This is a genomic window from Pseudomonas veronii (assembly GCF_001439695.1).
Classification (GTDB): domain Bacteria; phylum Pseudomonadota; class Gammaproteobacteria; order Pseudomonadales; family Pseudomonadaceae; genus Aquipseudomonas; species Aquipseudomonas veronii.
Map to the genome: position 1 here is coordinate 20,564 of NZ_JYLL01000002.1, position 22,375 is coordinate 42,938.

At 60.8% G+C, this 22,375-nt stretch carries 23 protein-coding genes and 1 tRNA gene; 8 read left to right on the forward strand and 16 right to left on the reverse strand.

The window, feature by feature from the left end; genetic code table 11:
• Positions 1-9: 9 nt before the first annotated feature.
• Positions 10-2,157, forward strand: a complete 2,148-nt coding sequence (locus TU80_RS02615) for a 3-hydroxyacyl-CoA dehydrogenase NAD-binding domain-containing protein (RefSeq protein ID WP_057003794.1) — start codon at positions 10-12, stop codon at positions 2,155-2,157.
• Between the two features lie 85 nt (positions 2,158-2,242).
• On the forward strand, positions 2,243-2,986 hold the full coding sequence (locus TU80_RS02620; protein ID WP_017848503.1) for an amidotransferase: 744 nt from the start codon (positions 2,243-2,245) through the stop codon (positions 2,984-2,986).
• Here the strand turns inward: TU80_RS02620 and TU80_RS02625 are convergent.
• The 3 genes from TU80_RS02625 to TU80_RS02635 form a co-directional block, all read right to left on the reverse strand.
• Positions 2,964-3,935 carry a magnesium and cobalt transport protein CorA gene (locus TU80_RS02625; RefSeq protein WP_057003909.1) on the reverse strand — a complete coding sequence of 324 codons (972 nt, stop codon included), beginning with the start codon at positions 3,933-3,935 and terminating at the stop codon, positions 2,964-2,966. The two genes, TU80_RS02620 and TU80_RS02625, sit on opposite strands and share 23 nt — an antisense overlap.
• Before the next feature lie 42 nt (positions 3,936-3,977).
• Complete coding sequence (locus tag TU80_RS02630; protein ID WP_057003795.1) at positions 3,978-4,724, reverse strand: lysophospholipid acyltransferase family protein; 747 nt, start codon at positions 4,722-4,724, stop codon at positions 3,978-3,980.
• Between the two features lie 215 nt (positions 4,725-4,939).
• Positions 4,940-5,632 carry a crotonase/enoyl-CoA hydratase family protein gene (locus tag TU80_RS02635; RefSeq protein ID WP_017848500.1) on the reverse strand — a complete coding sequence of 231 codons (693 nt, stop codon included), beginning with the start codon at positions 5,630-5,632 and terminating at the stop codon, positions 4,940-4,942.
• Between the two features lie 320 nt (positions 5,633-5,952).
• On the opposite strand from TU80_RS02635, the gene TU80_RS02640 reads away from it, so the two are divergent.
• Positions 5,953-6,042 (forward strand) — tRNA-Ser (locus TU80_RS02640).
• A 286-nt stretch (positions 6,043-6,328) separates the two neighbouring features.
• On the forward strand, positions 6,329-7,921 hold the full coding sequence (locus TU80_RS02645) for a sensor domain-containing diguanylate cyclase (protein ID WP_057003796.1): 1,593 nt from the start codon (positions 6,329-6,331) through the stop codon (positions 7,919-7,921).
• Here TU80_RS02645 and TU80_RS02650 read toward each other — a convergent pair.
• The 6 genes from TU80_RS02650 to TU80_RS02675 all read right to left on the reverse strand — a co-directional run bounded on the left by TU80_RS02650 (position 7,918) and on the right by TU80_RS02675 (position 12,090).
• Positions 7,918-8,958: a DMT family transporter gene (locus TU80_RS02650; protein WP_057003797.1), complete on the reverse strand. Its 1,041-nt coding sequence runs from the start codon at positions 8,956-8,958 to the stop codon at positions 7,918-7,920. The genes TU80_RS02645 and TU80_RS02650 overlap by 4 nt on opposite strands.
• A 77-nt stretch (positions 8,959-9,035) precedes the next feature.
• Entirely contained in the window at positions 9,036-9,371 is a 336-nt protein-coding gene (locus TU80_RS02655; protein ID WP_046382401.1) for a hypothetical protein, read from the reverse strand.
• A 92-nt stretch (positions 9,372-9,463) separates the two neighbouring features.
• On the reverse strand, positions 9,464-9,817 hold the full coding sequence (locus tag TU80_RS02660; RefSeq protein ID WP_046382402.1) for a gamma-glutamylcyclotransferase family protein: 354 nt from the start codon (positions 9,815-9,817) through the stop codon (positions 9,464-9,466).
• 18 nt (positions 9,818-9,835) lie between these two features.
• On the reverse strand, positions 9,836-10,495 hold the full coding sequence (locus TU80_RS02665) for a M24 family metallopeptidase (RefSeq protein WP_046382403.1): 660 nt from the start codon (positions 10,493-10,495) through the stop codon (positions 9,836-9,838).
• Between the two features lie 77 nt (positions 10,496-10,572).
• On the reverse strand, positions 10,573-11,151 hold the full coding sequence (locus TU80_RS02670) for a DUF4337 domain-containing protein (protein ID WP_017848491.1): 579 nt from the start codon (positions 11,149-11,151) through the stop codon (positions 10,573-10,575).
• A 54-nt stretch (positions 11,152-11,205) separates the two neighbouring features.
• On the reverse strand, positions 11,206-12,090 hold the full coding sequence (locus TU80_RS02675; RefSeq protein WP_046382404.1) for a LysR family transcriptional regulator: 885 nt from the start codon (positions 12,088-12,090) through the stop codon (positions 11,206-11,208).
• Between the two features lie 93 nt (positions 12,091-12,183).
• Between TU80_RS02675 and TU80_RS02680 the strand changes: the two genes are divergently transcribed.
• The gene (locus TU80_RS02680; RefSeq protein ID WP_057003798.1) at positions 12,184-13,152 is read left to right on the forward strand and encodes an NAD-dependent epimerase/dehydratase family protein; all 969 of its coding nucleotides are present in this window, start codon (positions 12,184-12,186) and stop codon (positions 13,150-13,152) included.
• A 90-nt stretch (positions 13,153-13,242) separates the two neighbouring features.
• Positions 13,243-13,932 (forward strand): HAD-IA family hydrolase, encoded by a 690-nt coding sequence (locus TU80_RS02685; protein WP_017848488.1) that lies wholly within the window; start codon positions 13,243-13,245, stop codon positions 13,930-13,932.
• Positions 13,933-13,950: 18 nt separating this feature from the next.
• Here TU80_RS02685 and TU80_RS02690 read toward each other — a convergent pair whose 3' ends face one another.
• Positions 13,951-14,697 carry a 3-oxoacyl-ACP reductase family protein gene (locus TU80_RS02690; protein ID WP_017848487.1) on the reverse strand — a complete coding sequence of 249 codons (747 nt, stop codon included), beginning with the start codon at positions 14,695-14,697 and terminating at the stop codon, positions 13,951-13,953.
• 126 nt (positions 14,698-14,823) lie between these two features.
• On the opposite strand from TU80_RS02690, the gene TU80_RS02695 reads away from it, so the two are divergent.
• Complete coding sequence (locus TU80_RS02695; RefSeq protein WP_017848486.1) at positions 14,824-15,747, forward strand: LysR family transcriptional regulator; 924 nt, start codon at positions 14,824-14,826, stop codon at positions 15,745-15,747.
• A 15-nt stretch (positions 15,748-15,762) separates the two neighbouring features.
• Here the strand turns inward: TU80_RS02695 and TU80_RS02700 are convergent, their stop codons facing one another.
• The 3 genes from TU80_RS02700 to TU80_RS02710 form a co-directional block, all read right to left on the reverse strand.
• Positions 15,763-16,485 (reverse strand): aspartate/glutamate racemase family protein, encoded by a 723-nt coding sequence (locus TU80_RS02700; RefSeq protein ID WP_017848485.1) that lies wholly within the window; start codon positions 16,483-16,485, stop codon positions 15,763-15,765.
• 12 nt (positions 16,486-16,497) lie between these two features.
• Positions 16,498-18,027 carry an NCS1 family nucleobase:cation symporter-1 gene (locus TU80_RS02705; protein WP_057003799.1) on the reverse strand — a complete coding sequence of 510 codons (1,530 nt, stop codon included), beginning with the start codon at positions 18,025-18,027 and terminating at the stop codon, positions 16,498-16,500.
• 408 nt (positions 18,028-18,435) lie between these two features.
• Positions 18,436-19,170: a phosphoadenylyl-sulfate reductase gene (locus TU80_RS02710; RefSeq protein ID WP_017848483.1), complete on the reverse strand. Its 735-nt coding sequence runs from the start codon at positions 19,168-19,170 to the stop codon at positions 18,436-18,438.
• A gap of 152 nt (positions 19,171-19,322) precedes the next feature.
• Here TU80_RS02710 and thrH point away from each other — a divergent pair, with 152 nt between their 5' ends.
• The gene (gene thrH / locus TU80_RS02715) at positions 19,323-19,940 is read left to right on the forward strand and encodes a bifunctional phosphoserine phosphatase/homoserine phosphotransferase ThrH (protein WP_017848482.1); all 618 of its coding nucleotides are present in this window, start codon (positions 19,323-19,325) and stop codon (positions 19,938-19,940) included.
• A gap of 115 nt (positions 19,941-20,055) precedes the next feature.
• Here thrH and TU80_RS02720 read toward each other — a convergent pair whose 3' ends face one another.
• The 3 genes from TU80_RS02720 to pabB all read right to left on the reverse strand — a co-directional run bounded on the left by TU80_RS02720 (position 20,056) and on the right by pabB (position 22,285).
• Positions 20,056-20,412 carry a helix-turn-helix domain-containing protein gene (locus TU80_RS02720; RefSeq protein WP_017848481.1) on the reverse strand — a complete coding sequence of 119 codons (357 nt, stop codon included), beginning with the start codon at positions 20,410-20,412 and terminating at the stop codon, positions 20,056-20,058.
• Positions 20,412-20,714, reverse strand: a complete 303-nt coding sequence (locus tag TU80_RS02725; protein WP_046382411.1) for a type II toxin-antitoxin system HigB family toxin — start codon at positions 20,712-20,714, stop codon at positions 20,412-20,414. The genes TU80_RS02720 and TU80_RS02725 overlap by 1 nt, the downstream gene beginning before the upstream one ends.
• 227 nt (positions 20,715-20,941) lie before the next feature.
• Positions 20,942-22,285, reverse strand: a complete 1,344-nt coding sequence (gene pabB / locus TU80_RS02730; RefSeq protein ID WP_057003800.1) for an aminodeoxychorismate synthase component I — start codon at positions 22,283-22,285, stop codon at positions 20,942-20,944.
• Positions 22,286-22,375: the final 90 nt, after the last annotated feature.

Here is a 22,375-nt window from a genome sequence, read left to right on the forward strand (position 1 = left end):
GGAATTGTCATGACCCAAGCCATTCGTTACGAAAAAGGCCAGGACCAGATCGTGGTCCTGACCCTCGACATGCCCGGCCAGAGCGCCAACACCATGAACGCTGTGTACCGCGAGGCCATGGCGGCCACCGTGGCGCGGCTGCAAGCGGAAAAGGACGGGATCGCCGGCGTGGTTATCACCTCGGCGAAGAAGACGTTCTTTGCCGGTGGCGACCTCAATGAACTGATCAAGGTCGACAAGGCCCACGCCAAGGAATTTTCCGACAGTGTGCGGGTACTGAAGGCGCAACTGCGCAGCCTGGAAACCCTTGGCAAACCGGTGGTCGCCGCCATCAATGGCGCGGCCCTCGGCGGCGGCTGGGAGATTTGCCTGGCGTGTCACTATCGGGTCGCGCTGGACGACCAGTCGCTACAACTGGGGCTGCCGGAAGTCACCCTAGGCCTGCTGCCGGGCGGCGGTGGTGTGGTGCGGATGGTGCGCCTGTTGGGCTTGGAAAAAGCCCTGCCGTATTTGCTCGAAGGTAAGAAGATCCGCCCACGGCAGGCCCTGCAGGCGGGCCTGATCGACGCGCTGGCAGTGGATCGCGACGAACTGCTGGCCAAGGCTCGCGCCTGGATTCTCGCCCACCCCGACGCCGCGCAGCCTTGGGACAACAAGGCTTACCAGATCCCCGGAGGCACGCCGTCCAGCCCGAAAGTCGCGCAGATGCTCGCCATCGCGCCCTCGATCCTGCGCAGCAAAACCAATGGCTGCTTGCCGGCGCCGGAGAAAATTCTCTGCGCGGCGGTGGAAGGTGCCCAGGTGGATTTCGACACTGCGCACCTGATCGAAACCCGCTACTTCACCGAATTGGTCACCGGGCAGGTGGCGAAAAACATGATCGGCACCTTCTGGTTCCAGCTCAATGACATCAACGCCGGGCGTTCGCGCCCTGAGGGTTTTGCGCCTTACCTGACGCGCAAGGTCGGCGTGCTCGGTGCCGGGATGATGGGCGCGGGGATCGCTTATGTCAGCGCCTGTGCAGGCGTTGAGGTGGTGCTCAAGGACATCAACCTCGCAGCCGCGGAGAAAGGCAAGGCGCACTCGGCCACACTGTTGGACAAGAAGGTCAGCCGTGGGCAATTGACCGCCGAGCAGCGTGAAGCCACCTTGGCGCGTATCCATCCTACGCAGTCTGACGCCGACCTGGCCGGCTGCGACCTGATCATCGAAGCGGTGTTCGAAGACCGTGAGCTCAAGGCCAAAGTCTCTGCGGCCGCGCAAAACGTGGTCGGCCCGGACGCGGTGATCGCTTCCAACACGTCCACCTTGCCTATCAGTGGCCTGGCCACGGCCGTGCCGGATCAGGCCAAGTTCATCGGCCTGCATTTCTTCAGCCCGGTGGACAAGATGCCCCTGGTGGAAATCATCAAGGGTACACAGACCTCGGACGAAACCCTGGCCCGTGGTTTCGACTTCGTCCTGCAAATCAAGAAAACCCCGATTGTGGTCAACGACAGTCGCGGCTTCTTCACCTCGCGGGTGTTCGGCACGTTCACCAACGAAGGCATCGCCATGCTCGGCGAAGGCGTGGCTGCGCCGATGATCGAGACTGAAGCGCGCAAGGCCGGTATGCCGGTGGGGCCGCTGGCGGTGTCCGACGAAGTGTCGCTTAGCCTGATGAGCCATATCCGACAGCAGACAGCCAAGGATCTGCAGGCTGAAGGTAAAGCCGTGCCAACCCATCCGGCGACGCAGGTGATTGATCTGTTGGTCAACGAATACCAGCGCATGGGCAAGGCGGCGGGGGGCGGTTTCTATGAGTACCCCGCAGGTGGGCAGAAGTATTTGTGGCCGGAACTGAAAAGCCGCTTCGAACGCCCCGACCAACGCATTTCAGCGCAGGACGTGCGCGACCGTTTGTTGTTCATCCAGGCCATCGAAACCGTGCGCTGCGTGGAGGAGGGCGTGTTGATGTCCACCGCGGACGCCAACGTCGGCTCGATCTTCGGTATCGGCTTTGCGGCGTGGAGTGGTGGCGCTTTGCAATTTATCAACCAGTACGGCTTGAACGACTTTATTGCACGGGCGCGCTACCTGGCCGAGCAGTATGGCGAGCGCTTCTCGCCGCCGGCGTTGTTGCTGCAGAAAGCCGCACAGGGTGAAGTATTTCGGTGATCAATGCGGGGCTTGCTTTGCAGGTACATTTCAAGGCAGGCTCTGGAGGTGTTCAATATTCCCATCGCCGTGTCAGGTATTTTTTATGTCGCTACGCGTCTGCATCCTGGAAACCGATATCCTGCGTCCAGGCTTGATCGATCAGTACCAAGGTTACGGGCAGATGTTCAAGCGCCTGTTCTCCAAGCAGCCGATCCCTGCCGAGTTTGTCGTGTACAACGTGGTGCAGGGTGAATACCCGTCGGATGATGAAGTGTTTGACGCGTATCTGGTAACCGGCAGCAAGGCCGATTCGTTTGGCACCGACCCTTGGATTCAGACGCTCAAAACCTACCTGCTCGACCGCTATGAGCGCGGCGACAAGTTGTTGGGCATCTGTTTCGGTCACCAATTGTTGGCGTTGCTGCTAGGCGGCAAGACCGAGCGCGCCGGCCAGGGCTGGGGCATGGGCATCCACGATTACAAAATCGATGCCAAGGCGCCGTGGATGAGCCCTGAGGTACCGGAGCTGACGTTGTTGATCAGCCACCAGGACCAGGTGACCACCTTGCCGGACAATGCCACGGTCATCGCTTCCAGCGAGTTTTGCCCGTTTGCGGCGTACCACATCGGCGATCAGGTGCTGTGCTTCCAGGGGCACCCCGAGTTCATCCACGACTATTCCCGCGAGCTGTTGGAGATTCTTCAGACAACCTTGGGCGAGAAGGTCTACAAGAATGGCGTGGCTAGCCTCGAGCGCGACCACCACGGTGTGACCGTGGCGGAGTGGATGATGCGCTTCGTCGCGCACAAGCCTGAAGCCAAGGTTAAAGCCAGCCCGAACGCTTGAAGCTGACCCACAAGCCGCTGCACCCTACGGCGATGAACCCCAGCACGCCAAAATAACCGTAATGCCATTGCAGCTCGGGCATGTTCTGGAAGTTCATCCCGTAAATCCCCGCCACCGCCGTGGGGAACGCCAGGATCGCCGCCCACGCGGCGAACTTGCGCTGCACCACGCTCTGGCGCGATGCCTCCAGCAACACACCGATCTCGATGGTCTGGCTGGCGATGTCGCGCAGGGTGGCCAGGTCTTCCATCTGCCGTGTGACGTGGATTTGTACATCACGAAAATACGGGCGCATGTTCTTGTCGATGAATGGAAAACTCAGCTTCTGCAGCTCTTCGCTGATCTCCACCATCGGTGCCACGTAGCGGCGCAGGCGCAGTACGTCACGGCGCAGGCCGTGGAGGTTCTGGATATCGTGCTCATTGAGTGAGCTGCACAGCACGTTGCGTTCCAGCTCATCGATCTCGGCGTGGATCGCCTCGCTGACCGGCTGGTAGTTTTCGGTGACGAAATCCAGCAGTGCATAGAGTACGAAATCTTCCCCATGCTCCAGCAACAATGGCCGTGCCTCACAGCGCTGGCGCACAAAACCGTAGGACGCTGAGTGCCCGTTGCGCGCCGTGATGATGTAGCCGTTGCCGGCAAAGATATGGGTTTCGATAAATTCCAGCTTGCCGTTCTCGCGCACCGGAGAATAAGTGACGATAAACAGCGCGTCGCCGAAGGTTTCCAGCTTGGGGCGGCTGTGTTTTTCCAGGGCGTCTTCGATGGCCAGTTCATGCAGGTTGAACTGGCGTTGCAGGTTGGCCAGCTCGCGGGCGTCGGGCTCTTCCAGGCCGATCCAGACAAAATGCCCGGGTTTGGCGGCCCAGGCCGCGCCTTCGTCGAGGGTGATATCGGTAACTTTCTTTCCGGCACTGTAAACAGCGGCCGCAACAACTCTACCCATGGTGCCGATCACTTCTTATCAGGGGAACAGATGTTGGGCAGCTTAGCTGGAAGCGAGTTCTATTGTTATGGCACTTTGCAGTTCGTGGTCCATCGCCTTGATGCATTCATCCATCTGCGCGTAGCAGGCTTGCATCAACGCCGGGATGTCATCCGCCGTCAGTCCGGTGGTAGGAATCGGCGGCAGCGAGCGTATGCGTACATCGCCACTGTTCCAGCGATTGAGTTGCATATGGGTGACGTAATTGCTCACGCACACCTGCACGATGGGCACGCCAGCGGCAATCGCCATGTGGAACGCGCCTTTCTTGAACGGCAGCAGGCCCTTGCCCAGGTTGCGCGTGCCTTCCGGGAAGACCCAGATCGACGTGTCCTTATGCTGCAACGTCCGGGTGGTGGTGAGCATCGCACGGCGTGCCTTGTACGCATTGCCGCGGTCGATCAGCACGTTGCCCGCCAGCCAGAACAACTGGCCGAACAACGGCACCCATTTCAGGCTTTTCTTGGCGATACACACGGTGCGGTGCGGCACCACGGTGCCCAGCACAAACAGGTCATAGTTGGACTGGTGGTTGGCGATGATCAGACAACTGCCGGGCTTGTTGCACAGCGAATCGACATCGGCCTTGACGCGCAGCCCCAGTATTCGCATCGCCGGCAGCGCATACAGGCGCGCGCACAGACGGCTATTATCCGGGTTGAACGGCCGACAGATCCCCAGCAACACGCCCAAGCCGCCGGCGAGGATAAAGTGCAGGCCCATCAACGACATACGCAACAGAAACAGCATCGACACGGCACCATCGAGACAAAAGGTGGCGCAGTGTACGGATGTACACTGTATTCGGCAATTGCCCCGATAGAGGTAGGAGATAGGCGATGTTTAAGTACATGTTTCAATAAGTGCCAGCAGGGGCAGACTAGAGCGGCCAAGGATTAGTCGGTTGTTTTTGTAAGAAAAAGCCCGACTCAAGGTCGGGCTTTGATACGGCACATGCAGGCGGCTTAGCTCAAAATATGGCCCTGGTCCTGGATGATTGCTTCGTCCAAGGCTTCGAGCAGGGCTTTGCGCACTTTCAATTTGGTCTGCTTGTGGGCGTTCATATTGAGCTTCTTCAACTGCCGCGCTGCTTCCAGTGCCGCGGTGTGCAACGCTTCTGGCGCCACCACCTTGTCGAGGAAACCGGCTTGCAATGCGCCTTGCGGGTCGAACATCTCGGCGTTGATCACCGAACGCTGAAACGCCGACTTGCGCAGACGATCGCGCGCCAATTCGATCCCCGCATGGTGCATGGTCATGCCGATCGCCACTTCATTCAGGCCAATGCTGAACGGGCCCTCGACCCCGATCCGATAATCCGCCGACAACAGCAGGAACGCGCCCTTGGCCACCGCATGCCCAGGGCACGCGACGATCACCGGGAACGGATGCGCCAACAGGCGCCGCGCCAGCGTCGAGCCCGACGTCACCAGGCCGATCGCCTCTTTAGGACCGGCGGTCATCACTTTCAAATCATAGCCACCCGACAGAATCCCCGGCGTTCCGGTGATGATCACCACCGCCCGATCCTTCTCGGCCTGATCCAGCGCTTCATTAAATGCACTGACCACCGCCGGAGAAATGGCATTCACCTTGCCGTTGCTCAAGGTCAGGGTCGCGATACCGTCTTCCAGGTGGTAGGAGATCAACTCACTCATGACGTGGTTCCTTGTAGGATTTGTTATAGAGGTGCATGCGCAGACGTTACTCACCACGCCCGGCCTGGTAAAGCGCTGTGACTGACTGGCCAGTCAGGCTTTCCCTCTATACCCGGCGGTAAACCGCCTGGGGCAGGGCGCAGCAACCGTCCCAGACGCGTGCCGTCGATGCCTGAGAATGGCAGAATCATCGCCCTCGCCTGGCCCGTCACGGAATACCGGTCTAACCGCATGAAAATTCTGAAAAAAACCTTTGCCATCAGCAAGTCTTTCGACTACATTAGCGCGCCTCGACAGACTGAACTGGTTTGACGAGATACGGTGAAGTGTCCGAGTGGCTTAAGGAGCACGCCTGGAAAGTGTGTATACAAGAAATTGTATCGAGAGTTCGAATCTCTCCTTCACCGCCACATTCTGCAAACACAAACCCCTGATTTTCCTAGTGAAAGTCGGGGGTTTGTGGTTTCTTGCGGCTGAAAAAAAGGCCATATAGGCCCAATGTGGGACTGACGCTGTTTTTTTCCGTCAGCCTTCGGACACGCTCGCTCGGCGCGTTCAGAATTGGCAGGTGGGCTTCCAGGCTGGTTAAACGGGCTGCTTCGGTCAACGATGGTCGAAGAGGTGCCTGCGAAAACAAGGACGATTCATCCTGCATCGAATCGTTTGCAATTCTTCCGCCCATCCGGACTGCGTAATATGACCACCCGACCGAAGCCGAAACTCAACCTTCGTATTCTGATTCTTATCTTTGTAATGCTTTCGGCAATCGCAACCCTGGCCAACAGTTTTTGGGTGACGTTCACGATTCAGAAGCAGGAGTTGATCGAGAATGCGCTGGAAGTGAACAAGGCCTACGCCTCTCGGATCGCCCGGAGTGTGGAGCAGGTACTCAATTCCGACCTCGATAAATTGAAATACAGCTCGTTCGTCATTGGCAAAGCGTTTGGCGATAAGCAGAATTTGACGGAGGAAGCCCAGCGACTGTTTGGGCAAGACGCCAGTTTCAACTCCGTGTTGATCGCCGATGCGACGGGGACAATCATTGCCTCGGCTCCCGAAAACCTCCACCTCGATGGGCGCACGCTGCAACACCGCGAGCCTCTCAGCCTTCGCGTGCCGATAATCAGCAACGCGTTCAAGTCCATGGCTGGCAATCTGGTGGTCTTTGTCAGCCACCCCATATTCGACGCGAAAGGAGAGTACCTGGGGCTGATCGGGGGCAGTGTCCGACTTGAGCAGAGGAATACGCTCCAGGCGCTGATGGACACCAATGTGCGCAAGGACGGGGCGCATGTCTATCTTGTCGACAGCGCCCGCCGGGTGCTCTATCACTCCGATCCCGAGCACATCGGGACAGTCGCTGGAAAGGGGTTGATCGACGACGCGGCGCTCAGTCGCGACGGGGGAACATTGCAGGCGATAGATGCCGATGGCGTGCAAATGCTCGCCGGTTTCGCCAGGGTGCCCATCAGCGGTTGGGGGGTGATCTCGCAGCAGCCGCTCGATAACATCCAAGCCATCCTGCGACACACCATGGCCAAGGTGGCGCAGGGCATCGCGCCGCTGGCGCTGTTCGGAATCGTGTTGATCTGGTGGCTGGGCGCGCGAATTTCGGTGCCGTTGTCCAGGCTTGCCGATTGCGCCAAACGGCTGGATTCGCCGGACAGCTACGAACGTATCAGCGCAATCCCGACGCGCTATTTCGAAAGCTGGCAGATTCGCAGAGCGCTGCTGCTCGGCGCCACCCTGCTGCAGGAAAAGATCGGCAAACTCAACCAGCAAGCGCAAACCGACGTGTTGACCGGGCTGGCCAATCGCCGGGCGATGCAGGACGTTCTGTTGCGCTGGCAGGATGCTGACAAAGCGTTCGCGGTCGTGTCCATGGACATCGATCACTTTAAGCGCGTGAACGATACGTTTGGCCATGGTGTGGGCGATGAAACGCTGCGCGCCATTGCGGGGCTCATGCAGCAGAATTCTCGGTCCAACGACCTGCCTTGTCGGGTCGGTGGCGAGGAGTTCGTATTGTTGTTACCCAATAGTTCGCTTCAGGTTGCAACGGATGTCGCCGAGCGACTGCGTGCCTCGATCGATGCCGCCAACATCGAAACGGTCGGGCACATCACCGTTTCGCTGGGCGTCGCGCTATGGCATCCCGGTGGCGATTCGATATCCGCTGTGCTGGAGAGGGCTGATCAGCTTTTGTATCAAGCCAAGCAAAGCGGGCGTAATCGGGTGGTAGCGGAGCAGGCTCGATGGGAGGCTGTGGCTATCGGGTCAAACCTTTAATGCCGATGCCGATGATGAATATCCGGAAAATGTGGATGGCTATGCTTGATCGGGCTATGGGTATGCACGTGACTGTGCGGCATCGCCGGGTCCCACTCGAACGGGTGTTCATGTTGATGGTGTTCATCGTGGACATGCCGATGCCCGTGTTCCGTCGCCTCATGCTGATGTGCATGGGCGTGGCGCTCGGTCAGGTGCAGCCACACCCCGGCGGCCATCAGCGCGGCTGCAATCCAGAACGCGCCGGTCACCGACTCGCCCAGTACCAGCAAGGCCAGCGCGGCGCCGAGGAACGGCGCGGTAGAGAAATAAGCGCCGGTACGCGCACTGCCCAGCCCGCGTAAGGCCAGCACAAACAGCACCAGGCTGATGCCATAGCCGAGAAACCCGACCAGCAAGATCGGCGCGAGCTGCGCCAGGCCGGGGATCTGCGCGCCGAGATACAGCGCCAGGCTGCAGTTGACCACGCCCGCGATCAAGCCTTTGGCGCCGGCGATAAACAATGCGTCCGAGGCCGACACTTTACGTGTCAGGTTGTTATCGATGCCCCAGCACAGGCAGGCCACCGCCACGGCGAGCGGCCCGGTCCAATCGTGACTGTCGGCGCCGCCTTGGGGCCATGACAACGCCACGCCACCCAGCACAATCGCAATCATCCCGAGGACGATGCGACGGTCTGCGTTTTCCCTGAACACGAGCCAGGCGATCAACGCGGTCAATACCGATTCAAGGTTGAGCATCAGCGACGCGGTGGCGCCCGAGGTGCGGGTCAGGCCGAACATCAGGGCCACGGGCCCGAGGATGCCGCCGAACGCAATGGCGCCGAGCAGCCAGGGCCATTCGGAGGGGGTCAAGCCGGTGGGGGTCCAGCCGCGATCGCGGATCAGGCGCACGATGGCGAGTCCGGCACCGCTGCCGAGGTAAAGCAGGCCTGCGAGCAGCACGGGCGAGAGGCCCAGGCCGAGGCTTTTGGCGAGCGGGGTGCTGGCGCCGAACAGCGCGGCGGCGGCGAGTGCGTAAAGGATACTGAGGTTCATGGGCCATCCTCGAAAGGTTGGCCCATGATACGTCGCTTGCTCAGGTCAAATCCCGCGCAAATAGAGCAACGTCCGGCTTAGTGTGCAGTTTTCAGCTTGACCACATCACCGGAGATCTTGGTGGTGTAACCGCTCAGCACCCAAGCCCAGAACCATTTTTCCTGGACTTCGGTATTGATCAGCGCGTCGCCACCTTTTGCCTGGATGGCAGCCGTCTGGGCGCGGACGAAACGGCTGTTCTGGCCGATCGGGATAACACCGAACAGCATGATGCCGGTGGCGCTGGCTTCACTGTGACCCAGCACGGTGTATTGGCTGCTGTCGTATTGCGGGGATTTGATGGCGGTGCCGGTGCAGCCGGCGAGGGTGAAACCGAGAACTGCTGCTGCAACCACTTTACTGACGTACTTCACTGAGTAACTCCATGGACTGAATCCCGAGATTCAATTCTCGGGGGCGATACTCTAAACGCTCCTGTAACAGATTGAAATCAATCGCCCGTCGTTCAGGCTTGCACATACACCCAAGCCGTGAGGCCCGATGCCAGCGCCACGCTGACCCGCTTGTAGTCGGACACTTCATACGCATCCGCCGCCGCCAACTCCTGCTCGCTAATCTGAAACACCATGCCTTCAACGCTGGCGCCTTGTTCGGTGCTCGGCGCGACGATCGGGTGGTGGGTCTTGCCACTGGTGGCCAGCACTTGCGGGTCGGTAATTTCTACCCAGTTTTTCGAGTAGCCCAACATGGCATCGTGCTGGCCTGCCAGTTCTCGGCCGAAGTTGGCGAGTTGGACTGCTTTGTCCTGCAGGGTGCCGTAGGAAAACAACAGCACGGGAAATTCGGCGTAGCGTTCCATTCTGGTTCCTTTGAACGATTAAGCGAGGAGGTCTTCATAGAATGCGCCATACGGCTTGCTCGGGTGAGCGATCTGGATCTCCAGAATCCACAACCCTGCATTCGGGTAGTGCTCGAAGTCGCCGAGGTTGCCGCCACGATGGATCGCGTGGGGAAAGTCGCTGACGCGGTGGCCCTTGATGTCGAGGTTCAACTGCCAGCCCATGGCCTGGGCTTGTGCCTCGGCGTAGCGGTAGAGTTCGAGGCCGATGACCTGGTCGTTTTTCCAGCGAGCTTGCACGCGGTCGAACAGCGCTTTGGCCGCGTTGGCGCAGGCGATCATGTCCGGGTCGGTGCCGGTGGTGAACGTGGCGCCGGCGTCGCCTTCGTGACCTTGCCAGACCGCGCCCATGTCGATGAAGAAAATATCGTTTTCACCCAGTACCGGGTCGCCGTCGGAGTGTTGCTTGAAGGCCTTGAGGGTATTGGCGCCGAAGCGCACCAGCAGCGGGTGCCAGATGCGCTGCATGTCGAGGTCGGCGAGGACGTGTTTGCCCAGCTCGCGCGCTTCGGATTCGAGCATGCCGGGGCGGATGCGTTGGGCCAGTTGTTCGATGGCCTGCCAGGTCATGGCCTGGGCGTAGCGCATGGATTCGATACTGTAGGCTGCGCCCACGGCTTCTTTGGGTAGTACGGACACCGGTATCTCCTTGTGCGGTGGTTAGCGTTATGCGGTTTACTATATAGCGATGGGTGTTGGGCGCCCAAGCGAAATTATCAGAAATGCAGCCCCGCCAGGCCGCCCAGCACCAAGGCCACACCGCCCGCGGTATACGACAGGCGCTTCAACCATTCCTTGCGCGTCAACAACGTGATCGCCGCCAACGAAATCGCGATCTGAATCGCCGTCATCGCCTGGGCCCAGCGGTGATGCTGGTGCAAGGCTTCTTCGGATTTCTGATCCCATTCCCGTGAGGTTGCCTCCAGCTTTTCGGCCTGTTTGCGCACGTCTTCCTTCTGGCCCTTGTAGCGCTCGCTCTCATCCTTGTAATGCGCGGCGTCCACACCGGGAATATGGGTAGCCAGTTCCGCCAGGTTTTGCCGGCTGGATTTGGCCTGGTAGTAGTTCCACTGGTTGGCGGCTTCGGTCTTGAAAATGGCAGCGTTGTTCTTGTCCATCGCCGCTTCGCTTTCGGTGGAGCCGGCCTGGTAGCTGAGCATGGCGCCAAGGGTGGCCATCAGCGCGGTCATCACGGCAATGCGGCTGGCGAAATTGTCACCGCGCGCGTGGGCATGTTCGGTGGTGTGTTCGATGTGTTTTTCGTGGGGGCTGGGGACTTCGAAGGCTTCGGTCATGGCGGCGGCTGTGAAGGGATTGAGGGATTTTCATTGTTCCTCAGCGAAGCTGTCTCAATCCTGTACGTAACGTTGCAAACCCGCCACCAGCGCATCAAACGTCGCCCGGCAGCGCGGGCTGTTGCGCAGGTCTTCGTGCATGGTGACCCAGGTGTCGAGTTTGAGCGCGAATGCCTCCGGCAGTACCCGGCGCAGGCGCGTGTCTTGTTGGGCCAGCTTGACCTGGCATCCGCCGATGCCGGCGCCGGCACGGATCAGCGCCAGTTGCGCCAGGTCGCTGTCGCTGCTGAGGGCGAAGGTGCCGCGCTCGAAGCCTTTGACGGCCAGGCTGCGGATAAACGCGTTTTCCCGGTCGTAGCCGATCACCGCGTGGTCGGTCAGGTCTTTCAACTCTTGCGGCGTACCGTGCTGGTGCAGGTAATCGTCGCGGGCATGCAGGCCGACTTCGATCAGGCCGATGCGCTGTGCCAGCAATTGCTCCTGGCTGGGGCGGACCATCCGCACGGCGATGTCGGCTTCCAATTGCAGCAGGTCGCTCAGGCGGTTGGTCAGGACCAGTTCGACCTTGAGCTGAGGATGCTGTTGGCGCAACCGCGTGATGATCGGCGGCAGTACTTCCACGCCGACCACTTCACTGGCGGAGACACGCACCACGCCGCGCACTTCGTCGCCCTGGGAGGAGGCGCTGCGTTCCAGGGCGGCGGCCGTGCGCTCCATGGTCTCGGCGTGGGCCCTCATGGTGTGAGCCACTGCCGTCGGCAGCAGGCCGGTGGGGGAGCGAGTGAACAGCACCACGCCCAGGGCCGTTTCCAGCGCGGCAATGTGCCGACCGACGGTGGGCTGTGTGATGCCGAGCTGCCGTGCGGCCCCCGACAGCGATCCTTCCTTGAGTACGCCAAGAAACGATCGGTAAAGCTCCCAACCAATGTTCAATGCCATGCGTAAATGTATAGCGTCTGGATGGTCTTCGGCAATTCCTCTATAGCCAGGCTACGAACAGAATGGCCACTCCAACCAACGTGGGAGCGGGTGATGAGCAAGGTACTGGTATTGGGTGCAACCGGCGGTATCGGCGGCGAAGTGGCGCGACAGTTGAGCGTGGCGGGCTGGCAGGTGTGTGCGTTGACCCGGGATGTCGCCAAGGCCCGTAGCCAGAATGCCGCCTATACCTGGCTCAAAGGCGATGCGCTCAATCGCCAGGACGTCATCGCTGCCGCCCGTGGCTGCGCGGTGATCATCCATGGGGTGAACCCGCCGGGCTATCGCAATTGGGCCGAGCAGGTGCTGCCGATGATCGACAACACCATTGCTGCCGCCATCGCCGAGCGCGCGACCATCGTGTTGCCCGGCACGGTCTACAACTTCGGGCCGGATGCGTTCCCGGTGCTTTCCGAAGACTCACCCCAGCACCCGCTGACCCGCAAGGGCGCGATACGTGTGCAACTGGAGCAGCGCTTGCTTCAGTCTTCCCGCGAGGGCGCTCGTGTAGTGATCGTGCGTGCCGGGGATTTTTTCGGCGCCGGAGCGGCCAACAATTGGTTCTCCCAAGGCCTGGTCAAACCCGGTAAACCGGTGCGCGCGGTCAGCGCCCCAGGTGCGCCAGGCGTCGCCCACCAATGGGCCTACCTGCCGGATGTGGCGCGCACCATGCTCGAGTTGATTGAGCGCCGCGCCGCCCTCGACGCCTTTGCCTGCTTTCATATGGCCGGGCACGTGGACAGTGATGGCACGCAGATGAGCCAGGCGATCCAGCGCGTAGTGTTACGCAGGACGGGCCTGCAACCGCGTGTAGGCGTATTTCCCTGGTGGCTGTTGAAGTTGGCTGCGCCGTTTGTCGTGACCTTTCGCGAGATACAGGAGATGCGTTATCTGTGGCAAACCCCGTTGCGTATGGATAACCAACGCTTGCTTGCGGCCCTGGGCCACGAACCCCATACGCCGTTGGAGCACGCGGTGGAGGCCGCATTGACCAGCCTGGGCTGCCTGCCCACGCCGGCCTGATCAGGCGCACAGCCTAAAAGGTTGCCTGCCGACAAGCGTGGCCGTTATTGTGCTGAATCCTTTTAGTCCTACCTCCAGGGTTTCGTCACGATGAATGCACCGCGTAGCGCAGTCGGTCCGATCAAGGCCGTGATTTTCGATATGGACGGCTTGTTGCTGGATACCGAAGGCATCTACACCGAAGTGACGCAGATCATCGCCGAACGCTTCGGGCGTACCTATGACTGGGGGATCAAACAGCACATCATCGGGCGCGGGGCCCAGGACCTGGCCGACTACGTGGTCAAGGCGCTGGACCTGCCGATCACGGCGGCTGAGTTCCTCGAAATCCGTGAGCCGCTGATGAGCGAGCGTTTCCCCAGGGCGTTGGGCATGCCCGGCGCCGAAGCGTTGGTACGGCACCTGAACGCGCACAATATTCCGATTGCGGTGGGCACCAGTTCGTCGCGCAACTCCTTTGGCCACAAGACCACGCTGCACCGCGAATGGTTTGGCCTGTTCGGCACCATCGTCACGGCTGACGACCCGGAAGTCGGTGCCGCCAAACCTGCGCCGGACATCTTCCTCACCGCCGCGCGGCGCCTGGGCATCGCGCCGCAAGATTGCCTGGTGTTTGAAGACTCGCCGTTCGGCGTCACCGCAGCAAAGGCGGCCCGGATGACTGCCATCGCCGTGCCCGACGAAGCCATGGCCGACAGCAAGTACCACCACGCCGACCAGATCATCCGCAAACTCGCGGACTTCGACCTCGCCGCCTACGGCCTGCCGCCCATGTCCTGACCCGGCGCCTACAGGCGGTTATGCGCTGAAGCCACCGTCGATGGTCAGGCTGGCCCCAGTGATGTAACCCGCTTCCGGCCCGGCCAGGTAGGCCACAAAGCTGGCGATCTCCTCGACATGGCCATAACGGCCCACCGCCATCAACCCGATCAGGCTCTCGGCGAACTCACTGTTCGCCGGGTTCATGTCGGTGTCCACCGGCCCTGGCTGCACGTTGTTAATGGTGATGCCACGTGGCCCCAGGTCCCGCGCCAGGCCCTTGGTCAGGCCGACCAGCGCCGCCTTGCTCATCGCATACGGCCCGCCGCCGCCAAAGGGCATGCGTTCGGCGTTGGTGCTGCCGATGTTGATCACGCGGCCGCCTTCGCCCATGTGCTTGGCCGCTTCCTGAGTGGCGATGAATACGCTGCGCACGTTGATTGCCAGGGTCTGGTCGAAGTCCTCCAGTTTGAAGTCTTCCAGCGGCGCGATGGCCAGCACGCCGGCGTTGTTCACCAGGATATCCAGGCGCCCAAAGGCTTGGACCGTGGCGTTGACCGCGTTGCGAATCGCCGTGGCATCGGCGCTGTCGGCCTGAATCGCCAGGGCTTTGCCGCCGGCGCTGATCACGCTGTTCTGCAGTTCTGCGGCCTTGGCGGCGGAACTGACGTAGGTAAAGGCGACGGCCGCACCTTGCGCCGCAAGACGCTTGACGATGGCGGCGCCGATGCCGCGTGAACCGCCTTGAATCAAGGCGACTTTGCCGCTGAGGTTCTGGGTAGTCATGTTGATCTCCTCACTGTTCAAGGCGGGATGCCTTGTGGATGCAGCCGAGTATCGACCTCACCCGCCGCTGTCGGTAGACCCGGATTGCTATAGTCTGTGTAAACCAAAAGTTTAGAGTGGGCAGATATGGAGAGCTTCGGCAGTATCGAATGCTTTGTGCGCAGCGCCGAAGGCGGCAGCTTTGCCGAAGCGGCCCGGCGCTTGAGCCTGACCCCGGCGGCGGTGGGCAAAAGTGTCGCCAAGCTGGAAGCGCGCCTGGGGGTGCGGCTGTTCCAGCGCAGCACCCGGCGCCTGACCCTGACCGAAGCCGGCAAGCGGTTCCTCGCCGAAGTCAGCGACAGCCTCATCACCATTCAGAACGCCGTGGCCAACCTGGCCAGCGCCGAGGGGCGGCCGGTGGGGACGCTCAAGGTCAGCATGGGCACGGTGTTCGGTAATCGTTATGTCATGCCGTTGCTGGGGGAATTCGTCCGGCGTTTTCCGGATATCAGCCCGGATTGGCATTTTGACAACCGCCAGGTCGACCTGATCGGCCAGGGCTTCGATGCAGCCATCGGCGGTGGTTTTGAGCTGCCCCAGGGCGTGGTTGCACGCAAGCTGACGCCCGCGCACCGGGTGTTGGTGGCGTCAGCGGATTACCTGGCGCAACGCCCGCCGGTACTGGCGCCCGAGGATTTGGCGCGCTGCCTGGGCATCCTGATCCGCTCCCCGCAAACCGGCCGCGTGCGCTCCTGGCAACTGACCAGCCGCGAGCGCGAACAGCGTCCATTGGCGCTCAAGCCGCGCATGACCCTGAGCGACTCGGAGGCCGCCTGTTGCGCGAGTGCCCAGGGGATGGGCATTGCGCTGGTGAGCATGCCGATGGCAGTGCCGTTCCTCGACAGTGGCGCGGTGGTGCGGGTGCTGCCCGACTGGTACGTCGATGACGGCAACATCTCCCTCTACTACGCCGAACACAAACTGCTGCCCGGCAAGACCCGGGCGTTTGTCGACTTCATCCTCGAGCAGTTTTTAATCGCGGGACTGGCGCAGCGCTTCAGCGCGATTTGATCGCCGCGACCTGTTCTATCGGCTGCGCGGCCAGCCGATGACAGTCTTCGGCCGCGGGGTGGCGTAGGTCCTGACCTTCGACGTCGACAACCCCAATCGCACCAACCCTTCGGCAATCGTCACCGCCGCCGTTACCCCGTCCACCACCGGCACCCCGGTGCGCTGGCGAATGCGTTCGTCCAGCCCGGCCATGCCGCCGCATCCCAGGCAGATCACCTCGGCCTTGTCCTCGCGGATCGCCAGTTCCGCCTGCCGCACGATGGCCTCCATGGCCGCCAGCGGGTGTTCTTCCAGCTCCAGCACCGCCATGCCGCTGGCCCGCACCGAGGCGCAGCGTTGATACAGGCCGGCGAGTTTCAGGCGGTCCTCGATCAGCGGTACGGTGCGGTCCAGGGTGGTCACCACCGAGTAGGCGTGGCCGAGGAACATCGCGGTGGTGGCTGCCGCTTCGGTGATGTCCACTACCGGCACATTCAACAATTCCTGTAGGCCTTCGCGCCCATGTTCGCCATACCCGGCCTGGATCACCGCATCGAACGGCTGGTCGTAGGCCATCACGCGGTCCATCACCGCGATGGCCGCCAGGTAGCTCTCAAAATTGCCTTCCACCGATTCGGCGCCGAAGTACGGCGTGAGCCCGACAATTTCGGTGCCCGGCGAGGCCACGGACCGCGCTTGCTCGGCGATGGTCTGGGTGATGGATTCGGTGGTGTTGACGTTGACCACGAGGATACGCATGGAATGTCCTTTTTAATGACTGACGTTATCGACTGCAATGCTTTCACCGCTGACATCAGCGTAGAACGCTTGGCGCTTGGCGATCAGCCGGTACAACAGCCCTGCAATACCGGCGCCAAACAACCAGGAAAACGGCGAGACACTGGCAAACCCCGGCAACAGCGCCAGCAGGATGGCGATCACCGCCGCAGGAATAAATGCCGCCACCGCGCGCATGTTCACGCCACGGCTGTAGTAATAAACGCCATTCGGGTCTTCGCTGTACAGTTGCGGCACATCGACCTGGCTTTTACGGATCAGCCAGTAATCGACCATGATCACCCCGTACAACGGCCCGAGCAGCGCGCCCAGGCCGGAAAGGAAATACACGATCACCAGCGGGCTGTTGTAGAGGTTCCACGGCAGGATCAGCACCGCCACGGCCGCGCTGATCAACCCGGCGCGGCGGAAGTTCAGGTACTTGGGCGCCAGGTTGCTCAGCACAAAGGCCGGGGCGACGAAGTTGGCCATGATGTTCACCGCCACGGTGACGATCAGGAACGCCAGGCAGCCGAGTACCAGGAAGAACGTATTGGGGATCGCCGCGATGATCTCGGTCGGGCTTTCGATCACCCGGCCATTGAGCTGGAACTGCCCGCCGCAGAGCAACACGGTGATGGCGGCGAACACCAGGATGTTCACCGGCAGGCCCCAGAAGTTGCCGACCTGGATGGTCTTGCGGCACGGCGAAGAGCGCGCGAAGTCGCAGAAGTTGAGGATCAACGTACCGTAGATCGCCAGCCACAGCGCGCCGCCGGCAAAGATATTGCGCCACATCTCGCCACCGGTGAGCGGCTCGCGGATCGACCAGGCGATGTGGCCGTCGGCCTGGAAGTACATCCAACCGGCCAGCGAAGCGACGGTCAGCAAAATCACCGGCCCGGCGAAGCCTTCGTAGCGACGCACGGTCTCCATGCCGTAGGCCAGGATCACCAGTTGCACGAACCAGATCGTCACAAAGCACGCCCAGCCCAGGCTCGACAGGCCCAGGATCGAGTTGTGGTCATAGTCGGCAAACCCCGGATGAATCGCCGTCAGCAATACTCGGAACACCACCGAGGCCAGGTAGGTCTGGATACCAAACCAGGCAATCGCAATAACCGCACGGATCAAGGCCGGAATCTGTGCGCCGTGAATGCCGAAGCTGATGCGGCTGATCACCGGAAACGGCACCCCGGTCTTCTGCCCCATATAACCCGACAAGTTCATGAAGAAGTACACCAGCGCCGCGCCGATCCCCAGGGATAACAGAATCTGCCAGCCACCCAGGCCCAGCGCATATAAGCCAATGGCGAACGAGTAATTGGCGATGTTGTGTACGTCGTTGGTCCATAACGCAAAGATGCTGTAGCGCCCCCAGCGTCGGCCTTCGACCTTGGTCGGCGCCAGGTCCCGGTTGTGCAGGCGCGGGCTGAGTACCAGCGGGCCGGGACTCGCGGCCTCGGGGTTGAGGGCGGAGGAGGGCAGATCCAGTGCGAGGGTGTTCGAGAGGCGTGTACGCATTCCGGCAGGCTCCAGCACTGCTGCAGCAAAGCCGCAGCGGGAAAGTGTATGTATATTTTGTATTTATTGTATACAAAGTGCGCTTCACCTTAAGCCACATACGTGCCAGTTTTCGATCTATGAAAATCTTGGTTAATTTCGTTTTTATAGGTTCTATAAATAACTGACTGAATTCAAAGCGATATAAATTGACCGTTTGAACAGGTATTTATTTTTGACGGGGCAGAACCTCTGTTTAGAGGATAAACAGCGGCAGAGAGGAGATGTTACGTTTTGGTGCGAAGGTCGATGGATTGCACACATAAATGGCACCGATGGTTACATTTGTGTGTACATTTTTACGCTCGGCACAAAACAAATGTGGGAGGGGGCTTGCTCCCCCTCCCACATGGTTGACTGCGTCAGCGTTTAGGCCTTGCTGATGAGATTCCCGGCATGCAGCCCGCATTCCTTCTGCGTGGCTTCTTCCCACCACCAGCGGCCTTCGCGTTCGTGTTGGTTTGGCAACACCGGGCGGGTGCAGGGCTCGCAGCCGATGCTGATAAAACCGCGCTCGTGCAGGCTGTTGTACGGTAGCTCCAGCATGCGGATGTAACTCCAGATCTCTTCGCTGGTCATCTGCGCCAGTGGGTTGAACTTGTACAGGGTGCGTTCCGGGGTGGAGAAGGCCGTGTCGATTTCCAGCGCAGCCACTTGGCTGCGGGTGCCGGGGCTCTGATCGCGGCGCTGGCCGGTAGCCCAGGCGCGCACCCCGGAGAGCTTGCGGCGCAGCGGCTCGATCTTGCGCACGCCGCAGCATTCGCCATGGCCGTCTTTGTAGAAGCTGAACAAGCCTTTCTCTTTGACGAAGGGTTCCAGTTTGCTCTGGTCCGGCGAGATCAGCTCGATGTCGATCTTGTAGAACTCGCGCACCTGTTCGATGAAACGGTAGGTCTCCGGGTGCAGGCGGCCGGTGTCGAGGCTGAACACCTTGACGTTCTTGTTCAGCTTCCAGGCCATGTCCACCAGCACCACATCCTCGGCACCGCTGAAGGAAATCCACAGGTCATCGCCGAACTGGCTGAACGCCAGCTTGAGAATGTCCTGGGCAGATTTGTTGGCATAGGTCGTGGCGAGTTCAACGACATCGAAGGCTTGGTTCATCAGGACGGTTCCTACAGGTCAGTGGCGCTGAGCGCTCTATAGGAGAGTGATGGTATCAAAATCCGCCCTGCGTTGCGGCCGCCGCCTTGAATCGCTAGAGTTCGGCAGTCTTTTTGCTCGCTCGACTTGAACAATACAAATAGGAGTGTCTCGTGGAAATTGCCTGTCTCGACCTGGAAGGGGTATTGGTTCCGGAAATCTGGATCGCCTTCGCCGAAAAAACCGGTATTGAATCCCTGCGGGCGACCACCCGGGACATTCCCGACTACGACGTGCTGATGAAGCAACGCCTGCGCATCCTCGACGAACACGGGCTCAAGCTCGCCGATATCCAGGAAGTGATCGCTACCCTCAAGCCGCTGGACGGTGCCATCGAGTTCGTCAACTGGCTGCGCGAGCGCTTCCAGGTGGTGATTCTGTCGGACACCTTCTACGAATTCTCCCAGCCGCTGATGCGCCAGCTGGGGTTCCCGACCCTGTTGTGCCACCGCCTGATCACTGACGAAACCGACCGCGTGGTCAGCTACCAACTGCGCCAGAAAGACCCCAAGCGCCAGTCGGTGCTGTCGTTCAAGAGCCTGTACTACCGCGTGATCGCTGCCGGTGATTCGTACAACGACACCAGCATGCTGGGCGAGGCCGACCGCGGGATTCTGTTCCATGCGCCGGAGAATGTGATCCGCGAGTTCCCGCAGTTCCCGGCGGTGCATACGTTTGAAGAGCTGAAGAACGAGTTCATCAAGGCTTCGAACCGGCCGTTGAGCCTGTAAGTCGTTCCGCGCAGTTGGCGGCCCCATCGCGAGCAAGCCCGCTCCCACATTCGACCGCGTTTATCCTCTGGAAACGCGGTCGAATGTGGGCGCGGGCCTACAGCCGCCTGAGTTCTTAAGCCCCTGCCAGCAACCGCTCATACGGGATGCTCAAGCCTTCATGCAGGCGCTTGATCATCGACAGGCTCAGCTTGCGCTTGCGGTTGAGCACTTCGGACACCCGGCCGCTGGTGCCGATGAAGGCCTCCAGGTCGCGCGCCGTCATGCCGAGTTGCTCCATGCGAAAGCGGATGGCTTCCACCGGGTCCGACGGCGGCATCGGATAATGTTCGGCCTCATACTTTTCAATGAGGACCGCAAGAATTTCCAGCTCATCGCCCTCAGGCGAGCCGATTGGCGCTTCCCATATCTGTTCGACGCGTGCGAGCGCGGCGGTGAGGTCTTCTTGGGAATGTATGGGTTTGATGTTCATCACACGGTCTCCGCGTTGATCTGATCGTACTGTGCGTGGGTTCCCACGAAACGTATGAACCCAAGCTGACGCTGATAATTGATCGCCATGATCACTCGATACCGGTTGCCGCCCACGTTGAATACAACCCTGCTGCCTTTGAGGATGCTCGCGGTTCCGAGCTCCGCCTTGAGCGCTTGCGGCGTTGGGTATGCAGCCTTCTCCATATGGCGATACAACTCGACCAGCGGTGTTTTGGCGTCGATACAAGCTGGGTGGCTCTCCCAGAAGAGACGTAAGGTCGAGAACGCGATTATCCGCATGAGTCAGACCTCCCAATTTGGGAGATATTAGGCTCAGGCAAGTGCAGATGCAATCTTGGAAATATTTTCTGACGAGTAAGCAATCGCTTCATGTGATCCTTCACAGATGGCGGGTGGACGGTCGAAACCGGACGCTATCCTCCGGTTCACAGGCCGTCCACAGCGGTTCTGATTCAGGTTTTTTCCGCGGCCGGGCGTTGCCTCCCAACGCCAGGAAGGGCGCTGCGTTACAGGCTTTCCAGGGTTTGTAACAACACCCGCACCTTGGTCAGCGACTCCTGATATTCCGCCTGCCATTGCGAGTCGGCGACGATCCCGCCGCCGCCCCAGCAGCACACCTGGCCGTCTTTGACCAGCAGGCTGCGGATGGCGATGGAGCTGTCCATCTCGCCACGCACGTCCAGGTACACCAGCGAGCCGCAGTACAGCCCGCGGCGGGTTGGCTCCAGTTCGTCGATGATCTGCATTGCGCGGATCTTCGGTGCGCCGGTGATGGAGCCGCCAGGGAAGCTGCCGGCGATCAGATCCAGGGCGTCCTTGTCGTCGGCCAATTCGCCGGTGACGCTGCTGACCAAGTGATGCACGTTGGGGTAGCTTTCCAGGCTGAACAACTCCGGTACTTTCACCGAGCCGGTGCGGCAGGTGCGCCCGAGGTCGTTGCGCAACAGATCGACGATCATCAGGTTCTCGGCACGATCCTTGGGGCTGGCCAGCAGTTCGGCGGCGTTGGCGGCGTCTTCTTCAGGCGTCAGGCCGCGCGGGCGGGTGCCTTTGATCGGGCGGGTTTCGACCTGGCGCTGGCTGATCCTGACGAAACGTTCCGGCGACAGGCTCAGTACCGCGCCGTCATCCGGCAGGCTCTGGAACCCGGAAAATGGCGTCGGGCAGGCTTCGCGCAAGGCGCAGTAGGCCGCCCACGGATCGCCGCTGCACGCTGCGCGAAAGCGCTGCGTGAAGTTGACCTGGTAGCAGTCGCCCGCGCGAATATAGTCGTGGATGCGGGCGATGGCCTGGGCGTAGGTCTGGGCGCTGATGTCGGGTGTCATGGGGCCATGGAGCTTGAAGTCGGCCGCTATCTCGGCACCTGGCTGGCTGAACAGCTTGATCAGTCGCTGCCGCTCGCCATCGGCCAGTGTCGGGTGAAACACCAACTGGCTGGTTTGCGCCTGGTGATCGCTGACCAGGGCCCAGGCGTACAGCCCAAAACGTGCGTCCGGCAGGTGCAGATCGTCCACCGCGCGGTGCGGCAACTGTTCCAGGTGCCGGCCGAAATCGTAGCTCAGGTAACCGATCAGGCCGCCGGCGAACGGCAACTCGTAGCCGGCCGGCAATGCCGCCTCACCCAACTGTGTAAGGTTTTCCCGCAGGCGTTGCAGGAACTCGCTGCCGCTCTCGTCAGGCCGCACCGCCAGCGTCGCTTCGGGCCAGGCGCTGAGCAGGTCATAACGGCCCCGCTCGGCTGTCGGGCGGCCGCTGTCCAATAGCACCGCGCCAGGGGCATGGCGAATCGCCGCAAAATACTCGGCGGGGTTGGCCCGGTAGGGCAGTGGGTGTACGGAACAGGTCGACATGCGGGGTGGATCAGCTGATGGCGTGGGGGAGGGGATTGTAGACCCCTGTAGGATTTGGTCCTAGAGGGGATGTCGGGGATAGACAGATCG

What these genes read in the sequence shown, in the direction of transcription:
- TU80_RS02615 (WP_057003794.1), top strand. Translation starts at nt 10, where the DNA reads ATGACCCAAGCCATTCGTTACGAAAAAGGCCAGGACCAGATCGTGGTC.
- TU80_RS02620 (WP_017848503.1), top strand. Translation starts at nt 2,243, where the DNA reads ATGTCGCTACGCGTCTGCATCCTGGAAACCGATATCCTGCGTCCAGGC.
- TU80_RS02625 (WP_057003909.1), bottom strand. Translation starts at nt 3,935, where the DNA reads ATGGGTAGAGTTGTTGCGGCCGCTGTTTACAGTGCCGGAAAGAAAGTT.
- TU80_RS02630 (WP_057003795.1), bottom strand. Translation starts at nt 4,724, where the DNA reads ATGCTGTTTCTGTTGCGTATGTCGTTGATGGGCCTGCACTTTATCCTC.
- TU80_RS02635 (WP_017848500.1), bottom strand. Translation starts at nt 5,632, where the DNA reads ATGAGTGAGTTGATCTCCTACCACCTGGAAGACGGTATCGCGACCCTG.
- TU80_RS02645 (WP_057003796.1), top strand. Translation starts at nt 6,329, where the DNA reads ATGACCACCCGACCGAAGCCGAAACTCAACCTTCGTATTCTGATTCTT.
- TU80_RS02650 (WP_057003797.1), bottom strand. Translation starts at nt 8,958, where the DNA reads ATGAACCTCAGTATCCTTTACGCACTCGCCGCCGCCGCGCTGTTCGGC.
- TU80_RS02660 (WP_046382402.1), bottom strand. Translation starts at nt 9,817, where the DNA reads ATGGAACGCTACGCCGAATTTCCCGTGCTGTTGTTTTCCTACGGCACC.
- TU80_RS02670 (WP_017848491.1), bottom strand. Translation starts at nt 11,151, where the DNA reads ATGACCGAAGCCTTCGAAGTCCCCAGCCCCCACGAAAAACACATCGAA.
- TU80_RS02675 (WP_046382404.1), bottom strand. Translation starts at nt 12,090, where the DNA reads ATGGCATTGAACATTGGTTGGGAGCTTTACCGATCGTTTCTTGGCGTA.
- TU80_RS02680 (WP_057003798.1), top strand. Translation starts at nt 12,184, where the DNA reads ATGAGCAAGGTACTGGTATTGGGTGCAACCGGCGGTATCGGCGGCGAA.
- TU80_RS02685 (WP_017848488.1), top strand. Translation starts at nt 13,243, where the DNA reads ATGAATGCACCGCGTAGCGCAGTCGGTCCGATCAAGGCCGTGATTTTC.
- TU80_RS02690 (WP_017848487.1), bottom strand. Translation starts at nt 14,697, where the DNA reads ATGACTACCCAGAACCTCAGCGGCAAAGTCGCCTTGATTCAAGGCGGT.
- TU80_RS02695 (WP_017848486.1), top strand. Translation starts at nt 14,824, where the DNA reads ATGGAGAGCTTCGGCAGTATCGAATGCTTTGTGCGCAGCGCCGAAGGC.
- TU80_RS02700 (WP_017848485.1), bottom strand. Translation starts at nt 16,485, where the DNA reads ATGCGTATCCTCGTGGTCAACGTCAACACCACCGAATCCATCACCCAG.
- TU80_RS02705 (WP_057003799.1), bottom strand. Translation starts at nt 18,027, where the DNA reads ATGCGTACACGCCTCTCGAACACCCTCGCACTGGATCTGCCCTCCTCC.
- TU80_RS02710 (WP_017848483.1), bottom strand. Translation starts at nt 19,170, where the DNA reads ATGAACCAAGCCTTCGATGTCGTTGAACTCGCCACGACCTATGCCAAC.
- TU80_RS02720 (WP_017848481.1), bottom strand. Translation starts at nt 20,412, where the DNA reads ATGAACATCAAACCCATACATTCCCAAGAAGACCTCACCGCCGCGCTC.
- TU80_RS02725 (WP_046382411.1), bottom strand. Translation starts at nt 20,714, where the DNA reads ATGCGGATAATCGCGTTCTCGACCTTACGTCTCTTCTGGGAGAGCCAC.
- pabB (WP_057003800.1), bottom strand. Translation starts at nt 22,285, where the DNA reads ATGTCGACCTGTTCCGTACACCCACTGCCCTACCGGGCCAACCCCGCC.